Source organism: Chryseobacterium endalhagicum, from assembly GCF_016745235.1.
In the GTDB taxonomy this organism is placed as follows: domain Bacteria; phylum Bacteroidota; class Bacteroidia; order Flavobacteriales; family Weeksellaceae; genus Chryseobacterium; species Chryseobacterium endalhagicum.
In genome coordinates, this window is record NZ_JAELVM010000001.1 from 2,255,201 (window position 1) to 2,272,489 (window position 17,289).

Below are 17,289 nucleotides of genomic sequence, written 5' to 3' on the forward strand. Positions count from 1 at the left end.
CTGATTATGGATCATATGTCAAATAATCATGAAATGAAAAACGAAGAAAATTCTTCCGGAAATTCATTGGTAATGTACAGACATTTTGCCGTAATGGCAGTTGTAATGTTCGTTGCTATGTATTTTATCATGTTTGCCATGATAGACGGGCTGCAAAACCTCATCCCGAATATCAATAACCTGTACATGACCCTTCTTATGACTTCCGCGATGCTTCTTATTGAACTACTGATCATGGGAGGTATGTATAAAAACAGAAAAATGAATGGGATCATAATAGCCGTTTCTGTTGCCGTTGGTATTTTTTCCTGGATGGGAATCAGAGAACAGATTGCTGTAGGTGATAAAGAATTTGTGAAAGGCATGATTCCCCATCACGCAGCGGCAGTTCTGATGTCTGAAAAAGCAAAGCTTACCGATCCTGAATTAATCCAGCTGCAAAAAAACATCCTGGAAACCCAGGCTCAGGAAATCGGATTGATGAAGCGAAAGCTGAAGGAATTCAACAACAAATAAGTAAAAAAACCATGAGATACAAGTCATGATATTCAAATTCAAAATTTTAACAATCGTAAATACTCACGTAATGAAAAATATATTTTTCTCAATCGCTATAACAGCAATAACTGCACTCACATTATCTTCCTGTAAAGAATCTCAAAATAAAAATACAGAGTCCCATGCTGACCACACTCCTGCTGTATCAGAAACGCAGACACAGCCCTCTGAACAAAAAGTGACTGATCCACCTCAGGATACCGTTAATAAAACTGCAGCAAAACCTTCTGTAAAAGAAGAAGTGAAAACGTTCTCCATTTCTCCTGTAATTAAGGAGTATCTGGCTTTGAAAGATGCACTTGCTGCCGATAATGACAAAGCGGCGGCCCAGGCGGGTAAACAATTATTTGCCACCTTAAAAAATACAGATATGAAAGCTGTTCCGGCGGATAAACACAAAGAATACATGGATATAGCAGAAGATGCCAAAGAAAATGCAGAACACATTGGTGACAATGCCGGAAAAATAGATCACCAGAGAGAGCATATGGCAGCATTGAGCAAAGATGTGACAGATCTTATTGCGTTATTCGGGACCACTCAAAAGTTGTATCAGGATTACTGCCCGATGTATAATGACGGTAAAGGGGCTATCTGGATCAGTGAGTCAAAAACCATCAAAAACCCTTATTACGGAAAAGAAATGTTAACCTGCGGTTCCATAAAAAAGGAATATTAGCATGAAAAAAGCACTGAAAATTACAGGAGTAATGCTGCTGCTGGTTTTTATTGCTGTACAATTTTATCAGCCTGCCCCGAATGTAGATAAAGGGCAGGTTTATACCACAGATTTTACGCAGAACTATCCGGCAATGCCTGATGAAGTGAAAACAGCCATCCGGACATCCTGCTACGACTGTCACAGCAATAATACCAACTATGAATGGTATGATTATATACAGCCCGCCAGAAGCCTAGTGGAAAAACACATTAAAGACGGAAAGGAAAACCTCAACTTCAGTGAATGGGATACCTACTCCGGGCGGAAGCAAAAAAGATTAATAACCTCCATAAAAAAACAGATTGAAACCAAAAAAATGCCCATGTCTTCCTATACGCTGATGCATAAAGATGCAAAACTGAATGATCAGCAAATAAAGACTTTAACCCAATGGTTGAAAGAGCAGGAATAAAGTTTCATTTAACAAGAAATATCAAAATGAATATACCCAAAAAAATTCCCTCGAAATTATGGCAGATAATAGCTATCCTGCTGTGTTCGAATATGATTTTCGCCCAAAAGGTGGTCCGTTACGAACTTTACGTAAAAGACACCGTTGTCAGCTATGCCGGCAAGGAAAAAAGAGCCATCGCCGTAAACGGACAGATCCCGATGCCTACCCTTACCTTTACTGAAGGCGATACTGCTGAAATCGTAGTACACAATCAGCTGAAAGAAAGCACATCCCTGCACTGGCACGGTGTATTTCTGCCCAATAAAGAAGATGGTGTTCCTTTTCTGACCCAGCAACCCATAAAACCGGGCACCACCCACACCTACCGCTTCGCCATCATTCAGCATGGAACCCACTGGTACCACTCCCATTCCGGGCTGCAGGAACAGATCGGGATGTACGGGAACTTTGTCATGAAGAAACGTAATGACGACAAAAGCTTCAGAAAAGGCATTGATGATCTGCCGACTGTTCCCATCATCTTAAGCGAATGGACAAATCTCAATCCGGATAATATCAACAGGATGCTGCATAATGCCAACGACTGGGCCGCGATTAAGAAAAATGCCACGCAGTCTTATGCAGAAGCAATCAGGGAAGGCTATTTTAAAACCAAAATTGCCAATGAATGGAAACGTATGCTGGCCATGGATGTAAGTGATGTATATTATGATAAAATATTAATCAACGGAAACAATGCCAACGACCTGAAAAGTGTTGACGGAAAGCCCCTGAAAGCCGGTGACAAAGTAAGATTACGGATTTCAAACGGCGGTGCTTCCTCCTATTTCTGGCTTCGCTATGCCGGCGGTAAAATAACGGTGGTAGCCAACGATGGCAATGACGTGGAACCTGTGGAGGTAGACCGTTTAATTATTTCAGTTTCGGAAACCTATGATATCGTGGTTACTATTCCTGAAGACGGGAGATCCTATGAGTTTCTGGCTACTACGGAAGACAGAACCCAGTCTGCCAGTTATTATATCGGAAGCGGGATTAAGCAGCTGATCTCACCGCTGCCCCGTCTGAAGTATTTCGAAGGAATGAAAATGATGAATGATATGATGAAGATGAATGGTGATCTGGACGACATGGGAATGAAGATGAGCCTGAACCAAATGGATATGAATGTCGTTATGTATCCTGAAATCACAGGCGATTCCAAAAAAATGCAGAAGCAGAAAGAAGATCACAGCAAACACGTCATGAACATGGATAATGATCCCAACCGCTACAATGCCAATGCTCTGGGAAATATTGTTACCCTCAACTATGCAATGCTGGCATCTCCTGACAACACTACCCTTCCCAAAGACGCTCCTGTAAAAGAGCTGAAATTTACCCTCACCGGAAATATGAACCGTTACGTCTGGAGCATGGACAATAAAGTGCTTACAGAAACAGATAAAATTCCGGTAAAGAAAGGAGAAATATTAAGGATTACCATTCATAATAACTCAATGATGCGGCACCCGATGCACTTACACGGCTTTGATTTCAGGGTAATTAACGGTAAAGGTGAAAAATCGCCGCTGAAAAACGTATTGGATGTAATGCCGATGGAAACAGACACCATTGAATTTTTAGCCAACGAAGAAGGTGATTGGTTTTTCCACTGTCATATCCTTTACCACATGATGGCGGGCATGAACAGGGTATTTGCCGTAGGTGATTATAAAAATCCATTATTACCCGATAAGGAAAAAGCTTACAAAGCTTTGCAGATGGAGAGCAATATGCCTCATTTTATGGCTCAGAATGATTTTGCAACCAATGGAAACGACGGTCAGGCTATGCTGCAGAATTCAAGATGGTCTTTAGGTTCGGAATGGCGTTTAGGCTATAACAGCATGCACGGTTACGAAGTGGAGACCCATTTAGGAAGATATATCGGAAAAATGCAATGGTTTATGCCATTTATTGGTTTCGACTGGCGTTACCGTAAAATGGGAATGGATGAGCACGAAAAGAATATATTTGGCCAGAAAAATGAAAAAGATACCAGAAGAGCCGTTAGTTTAGGATTTATGTACACCCTTCCGATGCTTGTCAACTTCCAGGCAGAAGTGTATCATGACGGTATTGTAAGGCTTCAGCTTATGCGTGAGGACATTCCAATTTCCAAAAGAATCAGAGGAGGTTTTATGGTGAATACGGATTTGGAATATATGGCAGAGCTTCGTTATATCATCAATAAAAATGTTGATCTCCGTACGCATTACGACAGTGATATGGGCTTTGGTGCCGGTATTTCTTTAAATTATTAGTAAAAAATCCTGAAAATCCGATAGAGATTCAAGGATAAAATAAATAAACCCCAGGTCAATATTTGGCCTGGGGTTATTTTAATGATAAGATCTGATAATATTTGAATTTGATCAATATCAAAACATTCATTTTATAATTTGACATTGATCAAACACTCCATCGGATCCTAATAAATATCTTTAAAAAAAAATTAAAAATGAAAAACAAATCTACAATTCTGCTGTTATTTTTACTTCTTCTATTATCCGGAAATCTCTTTAGTCAGCAATGGCAAACTGCGGTGCTTCAGCATGCCTCGGGAGCGCGGGAATATTCCATTTATGTTCCGTCAAATTATAATCCCCAGAATCCCGCCTCTTTAGTGCTCACCTTACACGGACTTGGAGACAATATGACCAATTTCAGAAATATCGGATTCAACATTCTCGCGGAAACCAACAACATTATAGTGGTAACGCCTCAAGCCATCAGCGATCCCATTATCGGCAGCACTTCATGGAACTCCGGTGCGGGATTCAGTTTTTATACTCCTAATTCTACCGTTGATGATGTTGGATTCATCAGTGCCCTTATTGATAAAGTAAAACAGACTTACAGCATTAACCCGAATAAGGTTTTTGCCTGCGGATTCTCAATGGGCGGATTTATGACAGAACGTTTGGCTCTTGTGCTGAATAACAAAATAAAAGTATTTGCTTCTGTGGCCGGAACCTTTGGAAATGCTATACTTCCTGTGGCAGCTGGAACACCGGGAAGACCGGTTTCCATTGCCCATTTTCACGGGACCAGCGACGGCACCATTGGCTATACCAACAATACTTATGGAAATTCTGTAGATGATATGATCAGCTACTGGAAAACCAACAACCATTCTGTAAGCACTCCTGTTCATACCCAACTTCCGGATACAGCCAATGACGGCTATACTGTGGATCATTACAAATATGTGAGCAACAGCAATAATTCTGTGATAGAACTGTTTAAAGTAAATAATGCAGGTCATACATGGCTTACCGCACAGAATGATATCTCCTACACCCAGAAAATATGGGAATTCTTCAACCAGAACAGCAGCACATTATCTGTAGATGAAACCTCTTCCTCTATCGATTTTTCAATGGCTCCCAATCCCGCTGCGGACTATGTGGAATTCAATTTTCTTTCAAACAGCCCGGACCTTTCTTCTGCTGTAGAAATAGTGATCAATGATCTGGCTGGAAGAACCGTATTAACCCAAAAGCTGGAATCCCGTGACAAAAAGTACAGATTAAGCTTAAAAGACCATGCTTTAAAAAGCGGTGTTTATCTGGTAACTATCAAAATAAAAAACAGTGTGAATACCCTTCATAAAAAGCTTATCATAAAATAGATCTTATCAGGCAAAATAGCAGCGTGCTCATTATAAAAATTTCTTTCACAGTTCAGTTTTTTTAACAAGGAAGACTGTCTCAGATTGAGGCAGTCTTTTTGTTTTTAGTAGAATTTACTTTTTAAAAAATATCAATTTAAAACCACAAATCGTTTAACTTTACATGAATTAAAATCATTTAAATAAAAAGGCTGTGAAATTAGAATTATATCAAATTGATGCTTTTACCGATGAACTTTTTAAAGGAAATCCGGCATGTGTTGTTCCCCTTAAAAACTGGCTTCCGGATGAAATTCTTTTAAAAATTGCGAAAGAAAATGCCGTGGCTGAAACCGCTTTTTTTATTGATTCCGGAAACGAAGTACATCTGCGCTGGTTTACCCCGGAATTTGAGATGGATTTATGCGGCCATGCCACCCTTGCCACCGCGCACTGCCTGATTTCAGCGTTGCAATATCCCGGTAATAAAATTATTTTCCAGACCAAAAGCGGCAGGCTGGATGTTATTTTTCAGGATGATCTTTACTATCTTGATTTTCCTTCAAGAATGCCTGTACCGGCAGAGCTTCCTGATTTAATCTCGAAATCGCTTAATATTCAGCCACGAGAAGTTCTCAAAGCAAGAGATTATGTTCTTGTTTATGATACGGAGGAGGAGATAAAAAATATAACGATTAACCGGGCAACTTTTGATCTTATCAACCTGGATCCCGGCGGAGTTATCGTTACTGCAAAAGGAGACAAAAGCGATTTTGTATCCCGTTTTTTCACCCCGCAGGCGAGTATCCTGGAAGATCCGGTGACCGGTTCGGCCCATTGCTCACTCATCCCTTTCTGGGCACAGAGATTAGGAAAAAAAGATCTTTTTGCCATACAGCTTTCCGAAAGACAGGGCCAGCTTTTCTGTAAAGATCAAAATGAAAGGGTAATTATTGCGGGTAAAGCGAAGATGTATTCTGCAGGATTTCTGTGGACTGAATAACAGAAGCGTTAAAATTGCACATATCGCTGATATTTTTTTGTAACACAATTTCAACAGTTTAACATATTCTGAGCAAAAAAAATTACAAAATATTTGTAAATGCCATTTAAATACTTACTTTTGTACCGCTTTAAAAAATAAGGGGAATTAGCTCATCTGGCTAGAGCGTTAGACTGGCAGTCTAAAGGTGACGGGTTCGATCCCCGTATTCTCCACAAAGCGAAAGATTTAAGTTTATCAATACGCTTAGAAAATTTTAAATCCTGTAATTGCTTATAATTACAGGATTTTTTTTGATAGAATATTAAATTAAAAATCAATTACTTTAATTTTCATTCTTCAGCTGTAACGCCCGCTGATAAAAAGATTGGGTGGCAATTTTTTCTTCTGCTTCATTGATGGCGGCTAACAGATTATTTTTATTATCGGCAATCTCGCCCAATATTTTAGACATCAGTTCCCAAACGGGTTTCATTTTTTCAATCAGCTCAATTCCTTTTGGAGCCAGAACGATCAGTCTTCTCCGCTCATCCTGCTTGTCTTTTTTTGACTGGATAAGTTTCTGTTTTTCCAGTTCTTTCAGCAGGCTTATCGTTGATGGATGGGTATACCCTATTTCATTGGCAATTTCTACAACGCTCAGCATGCTTTTGTGATGGAGCGTAAATATGACCGGAAACCATTTGGGTTCAAAATCAATATCAAAAGATTTATAGATCATGGCACCATCCTTTCTCAGCTGCTCACTCAGACGCTGCAGCCTTGTTGAAATGGCCAGAATTCCGGATTCATCTATTATATTCATACTGCTTGGTTTATTTTTAAAGCATAAAAAACATCATCTGCACTCATCAATGGAAAGCGCACAGGAAGATTTTCTTTTTCTACCTGTACAAAGTAATTTCGTTCGTAAAAACGCATCGCTGCTTTCAATACAGAGACTGTTCCTAAATATATAGCATCTATTCCGTTTTCCCGGCAGAAAGAGATTAAAACTTCCAGAAGTTTCTGGGCAATATTCAGTTCTTTTCCTCTGAATTCCTTTTTCACAAACATTTTTCTTACCGCTCCTGCCCTTTCATCAAATTTAACCAAAGCAATGGAACCTACAAGTTCACCGTCTATAAAAGCACCCCAAAAGTTCCCTCCTGCTTCCTGATAAAAACTATCGATCTGCCTAAGATCCGGCTGGTCTTCAATGGTTATAGGAATATTAAATTCTTTCTGCTGAATACTTAAAATCAAATCAATAAGCTGGTCTGAATAGGTATTATCTAATGGTTGAATATTTATTTTCATAGGTCTTTTGATTTTACAATACAAAACTACGTAGTTAACTACATTAATACAAATAATAATTTTAATTTATATAAATTTTAACAATATGAAATAATTTGATATAGCTAAAGATCTGCCTGAACAGAATAATCTGCGGGAGATTCTTTAATCCAAGATGATTGGGCTGTAACGAAGATTCCTTCTGATTTTATTCATTATACAAACCTTATAGGTCTTGGAAACCTATAAGGTTTTTCATTGTTAAAATGTTTCGAAAACGACCGGCTATCAAAAGGGATGGAATATAAAAAATCTGTGTAATCTGCAAAATCTGTGGGAGTATTAAACCTACTTTTTTGTTGGAAAACGCAATGGCGCAAAGGAATTTTTATTGCGGATATTTTTTAAGGCGCGAGAAAATCAAAGATTTTCAGCAAAGATAATGGTAATGATGATGAGATTGCTTCGTCGCTTCGCTCCTCGCAATGACTGTGGTAATCAATTTTATCGGAGATAAAATCTTAGCGCCTTAAAACATTCGGATTGGAAAAAATTGCGTCTTTGCGAAAAACCAACAAAAGAATTACAAATTCAATACAAATAAAAAACGTATGCCGGAATGACATACGTTTTATACTGTTTAAAGGTTGAAAACAATTATTTCCATCCCCCGCCAAGAGCCTGATAAAGCTCTACAGCAGCTTTCATTTTATTGTATTCTGCATTAGAAATATTCAGTTCTGCATTCAGTGAATTCACACTTGCATTCAATACTTCAAGGTAGTTGGCCATACCATAATTAACCAGTTCCTGAGAATAATCAACCGATTTTTTGTAGGCATCCAGTTCTTTCTGCTTCAATTCAATAAAGGAATCCTGTACAGAAAATACCCTGATTGCATCCGAAACTTCTTTTCCGGCTGTCAAAACTGTTTTTCTAAAATTCAGATAAGCCGTTTCCTGATTGGCAAGACTTACGTCATAGTTGGTCTTGATCTGTCTTTTATTTAAAATCGGTTGTGCAAGACCTGCCACCACGTTCGCGAACAGTGAATTTACACTGAAAAGATGATCCAGATCCACCGATTGCAATCCACCGCTGCCGGTTAATTTTAAAGTAGGATAAAACTGAGCCTTTGCTGCATTGGTCAATTCAAAAGCATTCATTAGATTATACTCCGCTCTCATCACATCCGGACGGTTGGATAATAGTTGGGCAGGATACCCCAATTTCAGATCAATTGGAAGATTTTGGCTTTCCAGAGTAGATCTTTCGATGGAGTGAGAAGATTCTCCCATCAGAAGACTCATGGTGTTCTCAAGCAGCTGGATCTGTGTATCAATATCAATCAGCAGGGATTTGGCATTGAAAACAAGGGCTTCACTCTGCTGTACGGCTACTTCCGTAAGGTTTCCGGAAGCTTTTAATGCTTTTGTGGTTTCCAGGTTTCTTTCTCTTACCGCGATGGTTTCACTGATGATCCTTTTTTGGGAATCAAAAGTAAGAAGCTGATAATATGCTGATGCAATAGAACCTATCAGGTCACTTTTAACCGCTTTATGAGCTGCAACAGTTCCTAAATAAGTCGCCAGCTGTGCCTTTTCCTGAGATTTCAGTTTTCCCCAAAGATCGGCCTCCCATCCGATACTTGCCGTAATATCAAACTGGTTGACATATCTTCTTTCCCCAATGATCTGCCCAAACTGGGTATTGATAGACTGGGTCTGGAAAGTATAGTTCGGTCCTATGGAAAGCGTCGGCTGATAGGCAGCTTTGCTCTGTTTCAGATAAGCCTCAGCAGAACCAATGCTCTGCAATGCGATTCTGATATCAAGGTTGTTTTCTAAAGCCTTTGAAATATGTCCCTGCAATACCGGATCTGTAAAAATCTCTTTCCAGGAAACCGTTCCGATGCTTACACTGTCTGAGGGAAGCATATCGGTACGGAAAAGCTTTTCGTCCACAACATTTTTCGGTCTTTCATATTCTTTTCTGGCCATACAGGATGCAATGGCTCCCAATACGAAAGCTGAAAACGTGATTCCTTTTATGATGTTTATTAAACTCTTCATTATAAAAAATTAGAAATTAGATGTTAGAGGCTAGAAGCTAGACATGATCTTAGAACTAATTTCTAATATCTAGCTTCTAACTTCTCTAATTAATTTTATTCTGCTAAATTGATATCTTCTTTTTTGAGAGGTTTGATTTTTTCCTGCAGTGTTTCAAAGATCACATACAGGACAGGAATTACAAATAATCCTAAAATAGTTCCTATCAAAAGTCCGATTGCTGCACCGGTTGCAATGGATCTGTTACCTACCGCTCCAATTCCGCTTGCAAGAACCAACGGTAATAAACCGAAGATAAAGGCAAATGAAGTCATCAGGATTGGTCTTACCCTGGCTTTAGCCGCATTGATGGCTGACATGACAATCGTTTCACCATGATGTCTTCTCTGGACGGCAAATTCGACGATAAGGATGGCGTTTTTCGCCAATAGTCCCACAAGCATGATCAGGGCAATCTGGAAATAAATGTTATTCTCCAAGCCCATGATCTTCTGGCCAAAGTAAGCTCCCATTACCCCAAGAGGAAGGGAAATAACAACGATCAGCGGAAGGATATAACTTTCATACTGGGCAGAAAGGATAAAGTACACGAAAATCAAACTTAATCCAAAGATCAGAAGGGTCTGAGATCCTGAATTCAATTCTTCTCTGGTCAATCCGGTAAATTCTACCGCGTAATTCTGATTCAGGGTTTCGCTTGCCACCTGCTGTACAGCGGTAATGGCATCCCCGGAACTGTATCCGGCAGAGTTAGCTCCTGTCACTTTCACTGAAGTAAATAGGTTATAACGGCTTACCGATTGCGGCCCATATGCTTTTGTTAAGGTTACGAACTGTGAGATCGGAGACATAACGCCTGAACCTGTTCTTACATAAAGCTCATTCAGGTTTTCAATATTCTTTCTGTTTTCAGGAAGTGCCTGAACCATTACCCTGAATTGCTTCCCGTATTTGGTAAAGTCAGCGGTATACACTCCTCCGATATAGCCCTGCATGGTAGCAAGGATGTCACTTACAGATACCCCAAGCTGCTTAGTCAGAGGAACATTGATTTCCATCTGATACTGAGGATATTTTGTATTGAATGAAGTTTGTGCAAATTCAATTTCCGGTCTTTCCATCAGTTTTCCGATGAATTCATTGGTCTTATTATCGAGATCTGCATATTCTCCCCCTGATTTATCCAGCAATACCATTTCAAAACCGGCACTGTTACCAAATCCAGGTACACTCGGCGGCTGGAAGAATACTACTTTGGCATCCGGAACAGATCCTACAATTCCAAATAATTTTTTGGTGATATCTTCAGAAGTCTGGCCGTCTTTTTTTCTTTCATCGAATGGTTTAAGTTTAACGAAGGCAAGACCGTTATTACTTCCGTTTCCTGATAAGAATCCTCTCCCGGTGGAAATCGTTACGTTCTGTACGCCCGGAACCTTCATTGCTTTGGCCTGAAGTGTTTTCAGCGCGTTATAGGTTCTTTCCATAGAAGCTCCCGGAGGAAGCTGAACATCTGTAAAGATAATTCCTCTGTCTTCGGTAGGTACAAAACCTTTCTTCATGCTGCTGCTTGCCCAGAATAAGATACCTCCGGTAACCGCAAAAATAATAAGGGTAACCCATTTATGTCTTAAAAGAAATACGAATCCTCTTCCGTAACGCTCAGTTGTTGTTTTAAAAGCAATATTAAACTTATAGAAAAACTTCTGTAACAGATTTAAATTCTTATACTCTGCATGGTGTTCTGCGTGAGGTTTCAGGAATAATGAACATAAAACCGGACTCAGCGTTAATGCATTAATAGCAGAAATAATGATCGCAATAATCAATGTGATCCCAAACTGCTGATAGAAAACCCCTGTAGGTCCCGTGATGAACGTCACCGGAATAAATACGGCTGCCATTACCAAAGTAATAGAAATAATAGCACCTGTAATCTCATCCATGGCTTCTACCGTTGCCTTTTTAGCATCTGAAATCCCGTGTTCCATCTTCGCGTGAACGGCCTCGACGACGACAATCGCGTCATCCACCACAATACCGATCGCGAGTACCAAAGCAAAGAGGGTTAAGAGGTTTAATGAATATCCGAAGAGATTCAGGAAGAAGAATGCTCCCACAATAGATACCGGAACTGCAATAGCGGGAATCAGGGTGGATCTGAAATCCTGAAGGAAAATATACACCACGATAAATACAAGGATAAAGGCTTCAATCAGGGTATGAACTACCTTTTCAATGGAAGCTTCAAGGAACTCGTTTGTATCGAAGTTAAAGGTATATTTGATTCCTTTCGGAAAAGTACCTTCTGCAGATTTCAGGTATTCTTTGATATTTTTAATGATCTCCTGAGCATTGGATCCCGGAGTCTGGAAGATCCCCATACTGATGGAAGGATTGTTTCCGTTCTCCCCGACTCCACTGTAAGACTGGCCTGCAAGTTCTACTTTAGCCACATCTTTCAGCATCAGGTTTTGTCCTTCGCCCAGAGATTTAATGATGATATTATCGTATTGTTCTTTGTCGTTGAATTTACCAACATATTTGATGATATATTCAAAAGAACTTCCGCTGTTTTGTCCGATAGAACCCGCAGCAGCTTCTCTACTCTGCTCGTTGATGGCATTGGTAACATCTGTAGGTGTCACGCTGTATGCCGCCATTTTAGCAGGATCAAGCCAGATTCTCATGGAATAGTTTTTACCACCGAAAACGTTGGCATCCCCTACACCATTGATCCTTTTAAGGTTTGGAATAATATTGATATTCAAAAAGTTCTGAAGGTATACATCATCCAGATCCTTGTTTTCGGAGTAGAAAGACATATACATCAGGGCACTGGTCTGCTGTTTCTGCGTTACAACCCCTGAACGTGTAACTTCGGAAGGCAGAAGCGGTGTAGCTCTTGCCACACGGTTCTGTACGTTTACTGAAGCGATATCCGGATCTATTCCCTGTTTGAAGAAAACCTGGATTTGAGCAGAACCGTCGTTTCCGGCACTGGAAGTAATGTAGTCCATTCCTTCCACCCCGTTGATCTGTTCTTCCAGAGGTACTACTACACTTTTCATCACCGTCTCAGCATTGGCTCCCGTATAGTTGGCAGAGACACTTACCGTGGGTGGCGCAATATCCGGATACTGCGTAACCGGCAGCGAGATAAGTCCTAAAACACCGAGAATAACAATTAAAATTGATATTACGGTGGATAAAACCGGTCTGTTAATAAAATTTTTAATCATTTTTTAGAATTTCGGTTTTATTGATTGAACAAGGCTATCCATTTTAATAGGTTTCTTCTTAATGGCAGTTCCTGGTTTTAATCCTCCAATACCTGCTGCAACAATGACTTCTCCTTTGTTTACCCCAGATTTTATAAGCGCAAGATTATCTATTCTGTCGATCACATTGACTACGACATTTCTTGCTGTATCTCCTTTGTCTACTTTATAAACGTAAACGATTCCCTGCTGCTCGTAAGTTGCACTTTCCGGTACAACAAGAACATTGTCATACTGCTGCGGGAATCTTATGGTTCCGCTGTTTCCGTTGCTCAATAATTTTTGGGCATTGGTAAAGGCTACTCTGAACTGGATGGTTCCAGTTGTAGGATCAATCTGGCCGGTAATGGCTTCAATTCTTCCTTTTTCAGGATAAAGGCTTCCGTTGGCTAACTGAAGGTCTACCATAGGAAGATTCTTGATCTTTTCAGGCATGGATGAGCCCGGAGATTTTTCAAGGAAATCAAAATATTCTTTTTCATTCATTGAGAAGTACGCGAAAATTTCAGAGGTGTCTGAAATGGTCGTTAACGGAGTCTGATCGGTAGGTCCTACCAAACTTCCCACTTTCAACGGAAGTCTTCCGATTACTCCGGAAATAGGCGCACGGATAACAGAATATTCAATATTAGCTTCTACTCCTTTGTAATTGGCCACAGCCTGTTTTTTGGCTGCATGAGCTTGCTGTAACTGAGCCTGAGCCTGAGCTAAATTAGCCTGAGCCGTCTGAAGCTGCACATTGCTGATGATATTTTTCTGAACCAGAGGTTTCAGTTTATTCACTTCTACCTGTGCTGCATTTACAGAAGCCTGCGTTGCTGCGATAGTAGATTCTGCGGCACCGATTCCAGCTTTTGAGGCTGCGGCATTTTCAGAAAGGATATTGGTTTCGAGACGGAACAAAGGCTGTCCTTTGGTCACATACTGTCCTTCATCCACCAATAACTGAGTAATATATCCCTGTATTTTTGCGCGGACATCATTATTCACCCTTCCTTGTATGGTAGCCGGAAAGGTTTGATAGCCCACTATATTTTTCGACTCCACGGAAACCACAGGAAAAGGTTTTGGACCATCCTGTTTTGGAGCTTCTTTTTTGCAGGCTGTCAGTGAAAACGCTGCAATAGAAAGTATAACTAGCTTATTATTCATTTTATAGTTTATTAATAGATTCCTGAATATTTTGTATATTTTTATTTAAAATTGCCTTGTAAACTTCTAATCTTTCATTGTAATCATCTTCTTTATTTTTTTTAAAATTGTTTAAATCATCCAGCAGCTTTATTTCGTCCTGAAGTTTCTGGACAATTTTTTCGAGCCGGATTTTCTTGTATTCATCGTTGATAAAAAAATACCGTTTCCGCTCATCCATTTTGTTATGGTCTACAATAAGTTCTGCATTCAGCAATAGTGAAATACTTGTGGAAACAGAGCTTTTGCTCGCAGAAAGAACTTCCACAAATTCGTCAAAGGCAATTCCTACTTTCTCACAATCGAAAAGAAGGTAGGAATAAATTTTTGAGGCTAAAGGCGGTAGGTTGAAAACGGTGCCATAAAACTTTACGGCATCTTGAAAAATTTTTTCATCAATTTCTATACTTTTATGCATCATATAAAAATTTTGACAAAAGTAGAAATTAGTTCAGAACTAAACGAACAAAACACGATAGAGTTTATAAATACAACTTCTTTTAAAAATTCAATGGAAATTGATTTAACTTTTTGATCAAATTATAATCTTCTCATAGGCCTTTCGCATTCCGTCTGCCAAAAGTACTTCACCACAGTAGGAATAACCTTTGCTTTCAAGGATTTTCAGCATGGCAATATTATCGTAATTGGTATCTACTTTTATACTTTGAATTCCGTGGGATCTTGTAAAATCTTCAATATGGTCAAAAAGTTTTTTCACCATTCCCTGTCCTGCAAATTTCCCGTCTACGGCTACTCTGTGAACCACTACAAATTCTCCGTCACTCAACCATGCTCCTTCAATTGTGCTGTACGCCGGCTCGTCGTTTAAGATCAATGCTGCATATACGGCGATTTCTTTATCTACCGTTAGAACATACGCAAAGCCTTTTGCAATATCACTTTCCACGGTTCCTATGTTGGGATAGCCGTTCTGCCACTGGGTGCTTCCGTCCTGTTTTCTTCTTTCAATGGATTGCTGGATGATTTCCCAAATTACATCCCTGTCTTCAATTTCTGCTTTTCTTAGTTTGGTCTCTGAATTCATTGTTGATTGAGTTGATTGTTTATGTAGTGAGATTTAAAGATTTAAGAATTTAAAAGATTTAAAAATTTTGGATTCCGGTATTTTAGTATTTTAAATTTTGGCTGAAGCCAGTGACCTGTTTTTTATTTTCAGACGGGCTAAAGTCCGCCTCTATTGAATATTTTATCCCACAAAATATAAGGCTGTAATTTTTTAATTCTTTAACCTTGTATTTTAAATCCGGATCAAGGCGGCGGGCTAAAGCCCGCCTTTATTGAATATAATAGAGGTCCAAAAGACGACAGGTCTTCCTTTCCCTAATCATTAAATCTTTTAAATTCTTAAATCTTTAAATCTTTAAATTTAAATTATCATTATTTGAATCAAAAAACCGAAAACTAATTAAAATTAATTTTCGGTTCGAAGTAGTAAAATTTAAAATTATGAAATTGTTTTATTGATTTTCACTTTGCTGAAGATAAGCATCTATAATTGTAAATGCATTCTTCTCGTCTTCAAGATCTACCATTATTTTTAGCGATGTTGCAGTAGGCGTTGTCGTAAAGGTAAGGTAGCTGTTTTCGACGCTGTTTGTAATTTGTGCATCATCCAATTTAGACTTTATTAACTGGATTTCTGAAGGCTTATCACTTTCAAAAACCGATACTCTTGTACTTCTTTCCATATTCTATATCGTTTGAGTATCTAAATGTACAATGTTTTTTTGAAAATTACAAATCTTTGGTTTTAAATTTTATTAATATTGCTCTCGATTTTATCTAAAGCTAATTGAATTTCTTCCTGGGTAACATTCAGATGCGGTCTGAAACGAAGTGACTGATCTCCACATGGAAGAATGATCAATCCGTCCTTGAAAAGCTCGTTCATTAAATGGTTTCTCTGCTCTGCCGAAGGAAGATCAATAGCACACATAAGGCCTCTTCCTCTTGCATTTGAAATCTTTTCAGGATATTTCTGAGCAAGTTCTTTTAATCTTTCCAGTAAATAATCTCCTACCACTCTTGCGTTTTCTACAAGGTTTTCTTTCTCAATCACTTCCATTACCAACTGGAAACGAAGCATATCGATAAAGTTTCCTCCGAAAGTAGAATTGATTCTTGAGCTTTCTCTGAAAACGTTATTCGGGATTTCATCGAATTTTTCTCTGTTCGCTAAAACTCCGCAAACCTGTGCTTTTTTACCGAAAGAAATAATATCCGGCTTAGCTGTGAAATGCTGGAATGCCCACATTTTTCCTGTGATAGCGATACCTGTCTGCACTTCATCAAAAATTAGAAGGATCTCATTCTGATCACACAGTTTTCTTAAACCTAATAAAAATTCGTCTCTGAAGTGATTGTCACCACCTTCAGCCTGGATAGGCTCAATGATGATACAAGCCACTTTATCAGGGTTCATCAGGATGGCTTCTTCGATCTGTACCAAAGCTAATCTTTCGTTCTTGATGGTTTCCTCTAAATTCTCTTCCGTGATAGGGAAAGATAATTTAGGGTTTAAGATTCTTGGCCATTCGAACATTGGGAAATACTGATATTTTCTAGGATCTGAAGTATTGGTCAGGCTTAAAGTATAACCGCTTCTTCCGTGAAATGCCTGTCTGAAATGGATACAGATTCCGGCTTCCGTCTGAAGTCCTTTTTCGAAGTTTTTACGGGTTTTCCAGTCGAAGCAGGCTTTCATAGCATTTTCTACGCCTAAGCTTCCTCCTTCAATGAAGAATGCATACTGCAGTTCTTCAGGGATCACTACTCTTTCAAAAACTTCAAGGAAATGAGCATACTCTTCTGAATAAACGTCTGCCAAAGTAGGCTTATTAACAGCCATTCTTCCCAGCCATTCTGATCTTTCTAAAAGATAAGGGTGATTATATCCAATGGAAGCTGATGCAAACATAGAGAACATATCCAGATACTCTTTGTCTGTAAGCTTGTCATACAGCCATGATCCGTGGGATTTTTCAATATCCATCACGAAATCAAAACCGTCTGCCAAAACGTGTCTTCCTACTGTTTCTTTAACTTTATTTGCTTTTATATCAATTGTTTGTTCCATAATTAACTGTGTTT

General features: G+C 39.1%; 15 protein-coding genes and 1 tRNA gene. 7 read left to right on the top strand and 9 right to left on the bottom strand.

The annotated features are described in order from the left end of the window. Nucleotides 1-33 precede the first annotated feature (33 nt). The 7 genes from JET18_RS10015 (at nt 34) to JET18_RS10045 (ending at nt 6,567) form a co-directional block, all read left to right on the top strand. Nucleotides 34-516, top strand: coding sequence for a DUF305 domain-containing protein (locus JET18_RS10015; RefSeq protein ID WP_228728512.1), 483 nt, complete (start codon nt 34-36; stop codon nt 514-516). Nucleotides 517-586: 70 nt separating this feature from the next. After that, nucleotides 587-1,237 carry a DUF3347 domain-containing protein gene (locus JET18_RS10020; RefSeq protein WP_202090556.1) on the top strand — a complete coding sequence of 217 codons (651 nt, stop codon included), beginning with the start codon at nt 587-589 and terminating at the stop codon, nt 1,235-1,237. A gap of 1 nt (nt 1,238) precedes the next feature. After that, nucleotides 1,239-1,691, top strand: a complete 453-nt coding sequence (locus JET18_RS10025; RefSeq protein ID WP_202090558.1) for a heme-binding domain-containing protein — start codon at nt 1,239-1,241, stop codon at nt 1,689-1,691. 26 nt (nt 1,692-1,717) lie between these two features. Beyond that, complete coding sequence (locus JET18_RS10030) at nt 1,718-4,000, top strand: multicopper oxidase family protein (RefSeq protein WP_202090567.1); 2,283 nt, start codon at nt 1,718-1,720, stop codon at nt 3,998-4,000. Between the two features lie 197 nt (nt 4,001-4,197). Continuing rightward, nucleotides 4,198-5,370 carry a T9SS type A sorting domain-containing protein gene (locus tag JET18_RS10035; protein ID WP_202090574.1) on the top strand — a complete coding sequence of 391 codons (1,173 nt, stop codon included), beginning with the start codon at nt 4,198-4,200 and terminating at the stop codon, nt 5,368-5,370. Between the two features lie 193 nt (nt 5,371-5,563). Beyond that, nucleotides 5,564-6,352 carry a PhzF family phenazine biosynthesis protein gene (locus tag JET18_RS10040; protein ID WP_202090576.1) on the top strand — a complete coding sequence of 263 codons (789 nt, stop codon included), beginning with the start codon at nt 5,564-5,566 and terminating at the stop codon, nt 6,350-6,352. Between the two features lie 141 nt (nt 6,353-6,493). Then, a tRNA-Ala gene (locus JET18_RS10045) sits at nt 6,494-6,567 on the top strand. A gap of 110 nt (nt 6,568-6,677) precedes the next feature. Here JET18_RS10045 and JET18_RS10050 read toward each other — a convergent pair. The 9 genes from JET18_RS10050 to lat form a co-directional block, all read right to left on the bottom strand. Beyond that, nucleotides 6,678-7,157, bottom strand: coding sequence for a MarR family winged helix-turn-helix transcriptional regulator (locus JET18_RS10050; protein ID WP_202090578.1), 480 nt, complete (start codon nt 7,155-7,157; stop codon nt 6,678-6,680). Further along, on the bottom strand, nt 7,154-7,651 hold the full coding sequence (locus JET18_RS10055; RefSeq protein ID WP_202090580.1) for a GNAT family N-acetyltransferase: 498 nt from the start codon (nt 7,649-7,651) through the stop codon (nt 7,154-7,156). Before JET18_RS10055 ends, JET18_RS10050 begins: the two co-directional genes overlap by 4 nt. A gap of 636 nt (nt 7,652-8,287) precedes the next feature. Next, entirely contained in the window at nt 8,288-9,703 is a 1,416-nt protein-coding gene (locus tag JET18_RS10060; protein WP_202090581.1) for an efflux transporter outer membrane subunit, read from the bottom strand. 95 nt (nt 9,704-9,798) lie between these two features. Continuing rightward, nucleotides 9,799-12,945 (bottom strand): efflux RND transporter permease subunit, encoded by a 3,147-nt coding sequence (locus tag JET18_RS10065; RefSeq protein WP_202090584.1) that lies wholly within the window; start codon nt 12,943-12,945, stop codon nt 9,799-9,801. A 3-nt stretch (nt 12,946-12,948) separates the two neighbouring features. Beyond that, nucleotides 12,949-14,136, bottom strand: coding sequence for an efflux RND transporter periplasmic adaptor subunit (locus JET18_RS10070; RefSeq protein ID WP_202090586.1), 1,188 nt, complete (start codon nt 14,134-14,136; stop codon nt 12,949-12,951). A 1-nt stretch (nt 14,137) separates the two neighbouring features. Then, on the bottom strand, nt 14,138-14,596 hold the full coding sequence (locus JET18_RS10075) for a transcriptional regulator (RefSeq protein ID WP_228728513.1): 459 nt from the start codon (nt 14,594-14,596) through the stop codon (nt 14,138-14,140). A gap of 114 nt (nt 14,597-14,710) precedes the next feature. Next, nucleotides 14,711-15,223: a GNAT family N-acetyltransferase gene (locus JET18_RS10080; RefSeq protein ID WP_202090588.1), complete on the bottom strand. Its 513-nt coding sequence runs from the start codon at nt 15,221-15,223 to the stop codon at nt 14,711-14,713. A gap of 433 nt (nt 15,224-15,656) precedes the next feature. Further along, nucleotides 15,657-15,887 (bottom strand): DUF2007 domain-containing protein, encoded by a 231-nt coding sequence (locus JET18_RS10085; protein ID WP_202090590.1) that lies wholly within the window; start codon nt 15,885-15,887, stop codon nt 15,657-15,659. A 62-nt stretch (nt 15,888-15,949) separates the two neighbouring features. Beyond that, nucleotides 15,950-17,275, bottom strand: coding sequence for an L-lysine 6-transaminase (gene lat, locus JET18_RS10090; RefSeq protein ID WP_202090592.1), 1,326 nt, complete (start codon nt 17,273-17,275; stop codon nt 15,950-15,952). Nucleotides 17,276-17,289 lie beyond the last annotated feature (14 nt).

What these genes read in the sequence shown, in the direction of transcription:
- JET18_RS10030 (WP_202090567.1), top strand. Translation starts at nt 1,718, where the DNA reads ATGAATATACCCAAAAAAATTCCCTCGAAATTATGGCAGATAATAGCT.
- JET18_RS10060 (WP_202090581.1), bottom strand. Translation starts at nt 9,703, where the DNA reads ATGAAGAGTTTAATAAACATCATAAAAGGAATCACGTTTTCAGCTTTC.
- JET18_RS10025 (WP_202090558.1), top strand. Translation starts at nt 1,239, where the DNA reads ATGAAAAAAGCACTGAAAATTACAGGAGTAATGCTGCTGCTGGTTTTT.
- JET18_RS10050 (WP_202090578.1), bottom strand. Translation starts at nt 7,157, where the DNA reads ATGAATATAATAGATGAATCCGGAATTCTGGCCATTTCAACAAGGCTG.
- JET18_RS10065 (WP_202090584.1), bottom strand. Translation starts at nt 12,945, where the DNA reads ATGATTAAAAATTTTATTAACAGACCGGTTTTATCCACCGTAATATCA.
- JET18_RS10055 (WP_202090580.1), bottom strand. Translation starts at nt 7,651, where the DNA reads ATGAAAATAAATATTCAACCATTAGATAATACCTATTCAGACCAGCTT.
- JET18_RS10070 (WP_202090586.1), bottom strand. Translation starts at nt 14,136, where the DNA reads ATGAATAATAAGCTAGTTATACTTTCTATTGCAGCGTTTTCACTGACA.
- JET18_RS10080 (WP_202090588.1), bottom strand. Translation starts at nt 15,223, where the DNA reads ATGAATTCAGAGACCAAACTAAGAAAAGCAGAAATTGAAGACAGGGAT.
- lat (WP_202090592.1), bottom strand. Translation starts at nt 17,275, where the DNA reads ATGGAACAAACAATTGATATAAAAGCAAATAAAGTTAAAGAAACAGTA.
- JET18_RS10075 (WP_228728513.1), bottom strand. Translation starts at nt 14,596, where the DNA reads ATGATGCATAAAAGTATAGAAATTGATGAAAAAATTTTTCAAGATGCC.
- JET18_RS10085 (WP_202090590.1), bottom strand. Translation starts at nt 15,887, where the DNA reads ATGGAAAGAAGTACAAGAGTATCGGTTTTTGAAAGTGATAAGCCTTCA.
- JET18_RS10015 (WP_228728512.1), top strand. Translation starts at nt 34, where the DNA reads ATGAAAAACGAAGAAAATTCTTCCGGAAATTCATTGGTAATGTACAGA.
- JET18_RS10020 (WP_202090556.1), top strand. Translation starts at nt 587, where the DNA reads ATGAAAAATATATTTTTCTCAATCGCTATAACAGCAATAACTGCACTC.
- JET18_RS10035 (WP_202090574.1), top strand. Translation starts at nt 4,198, where the DNA reads ATGAAAAACAAATCTACAATTCTGCTGTTATTTTTACTTCTTCTATTA.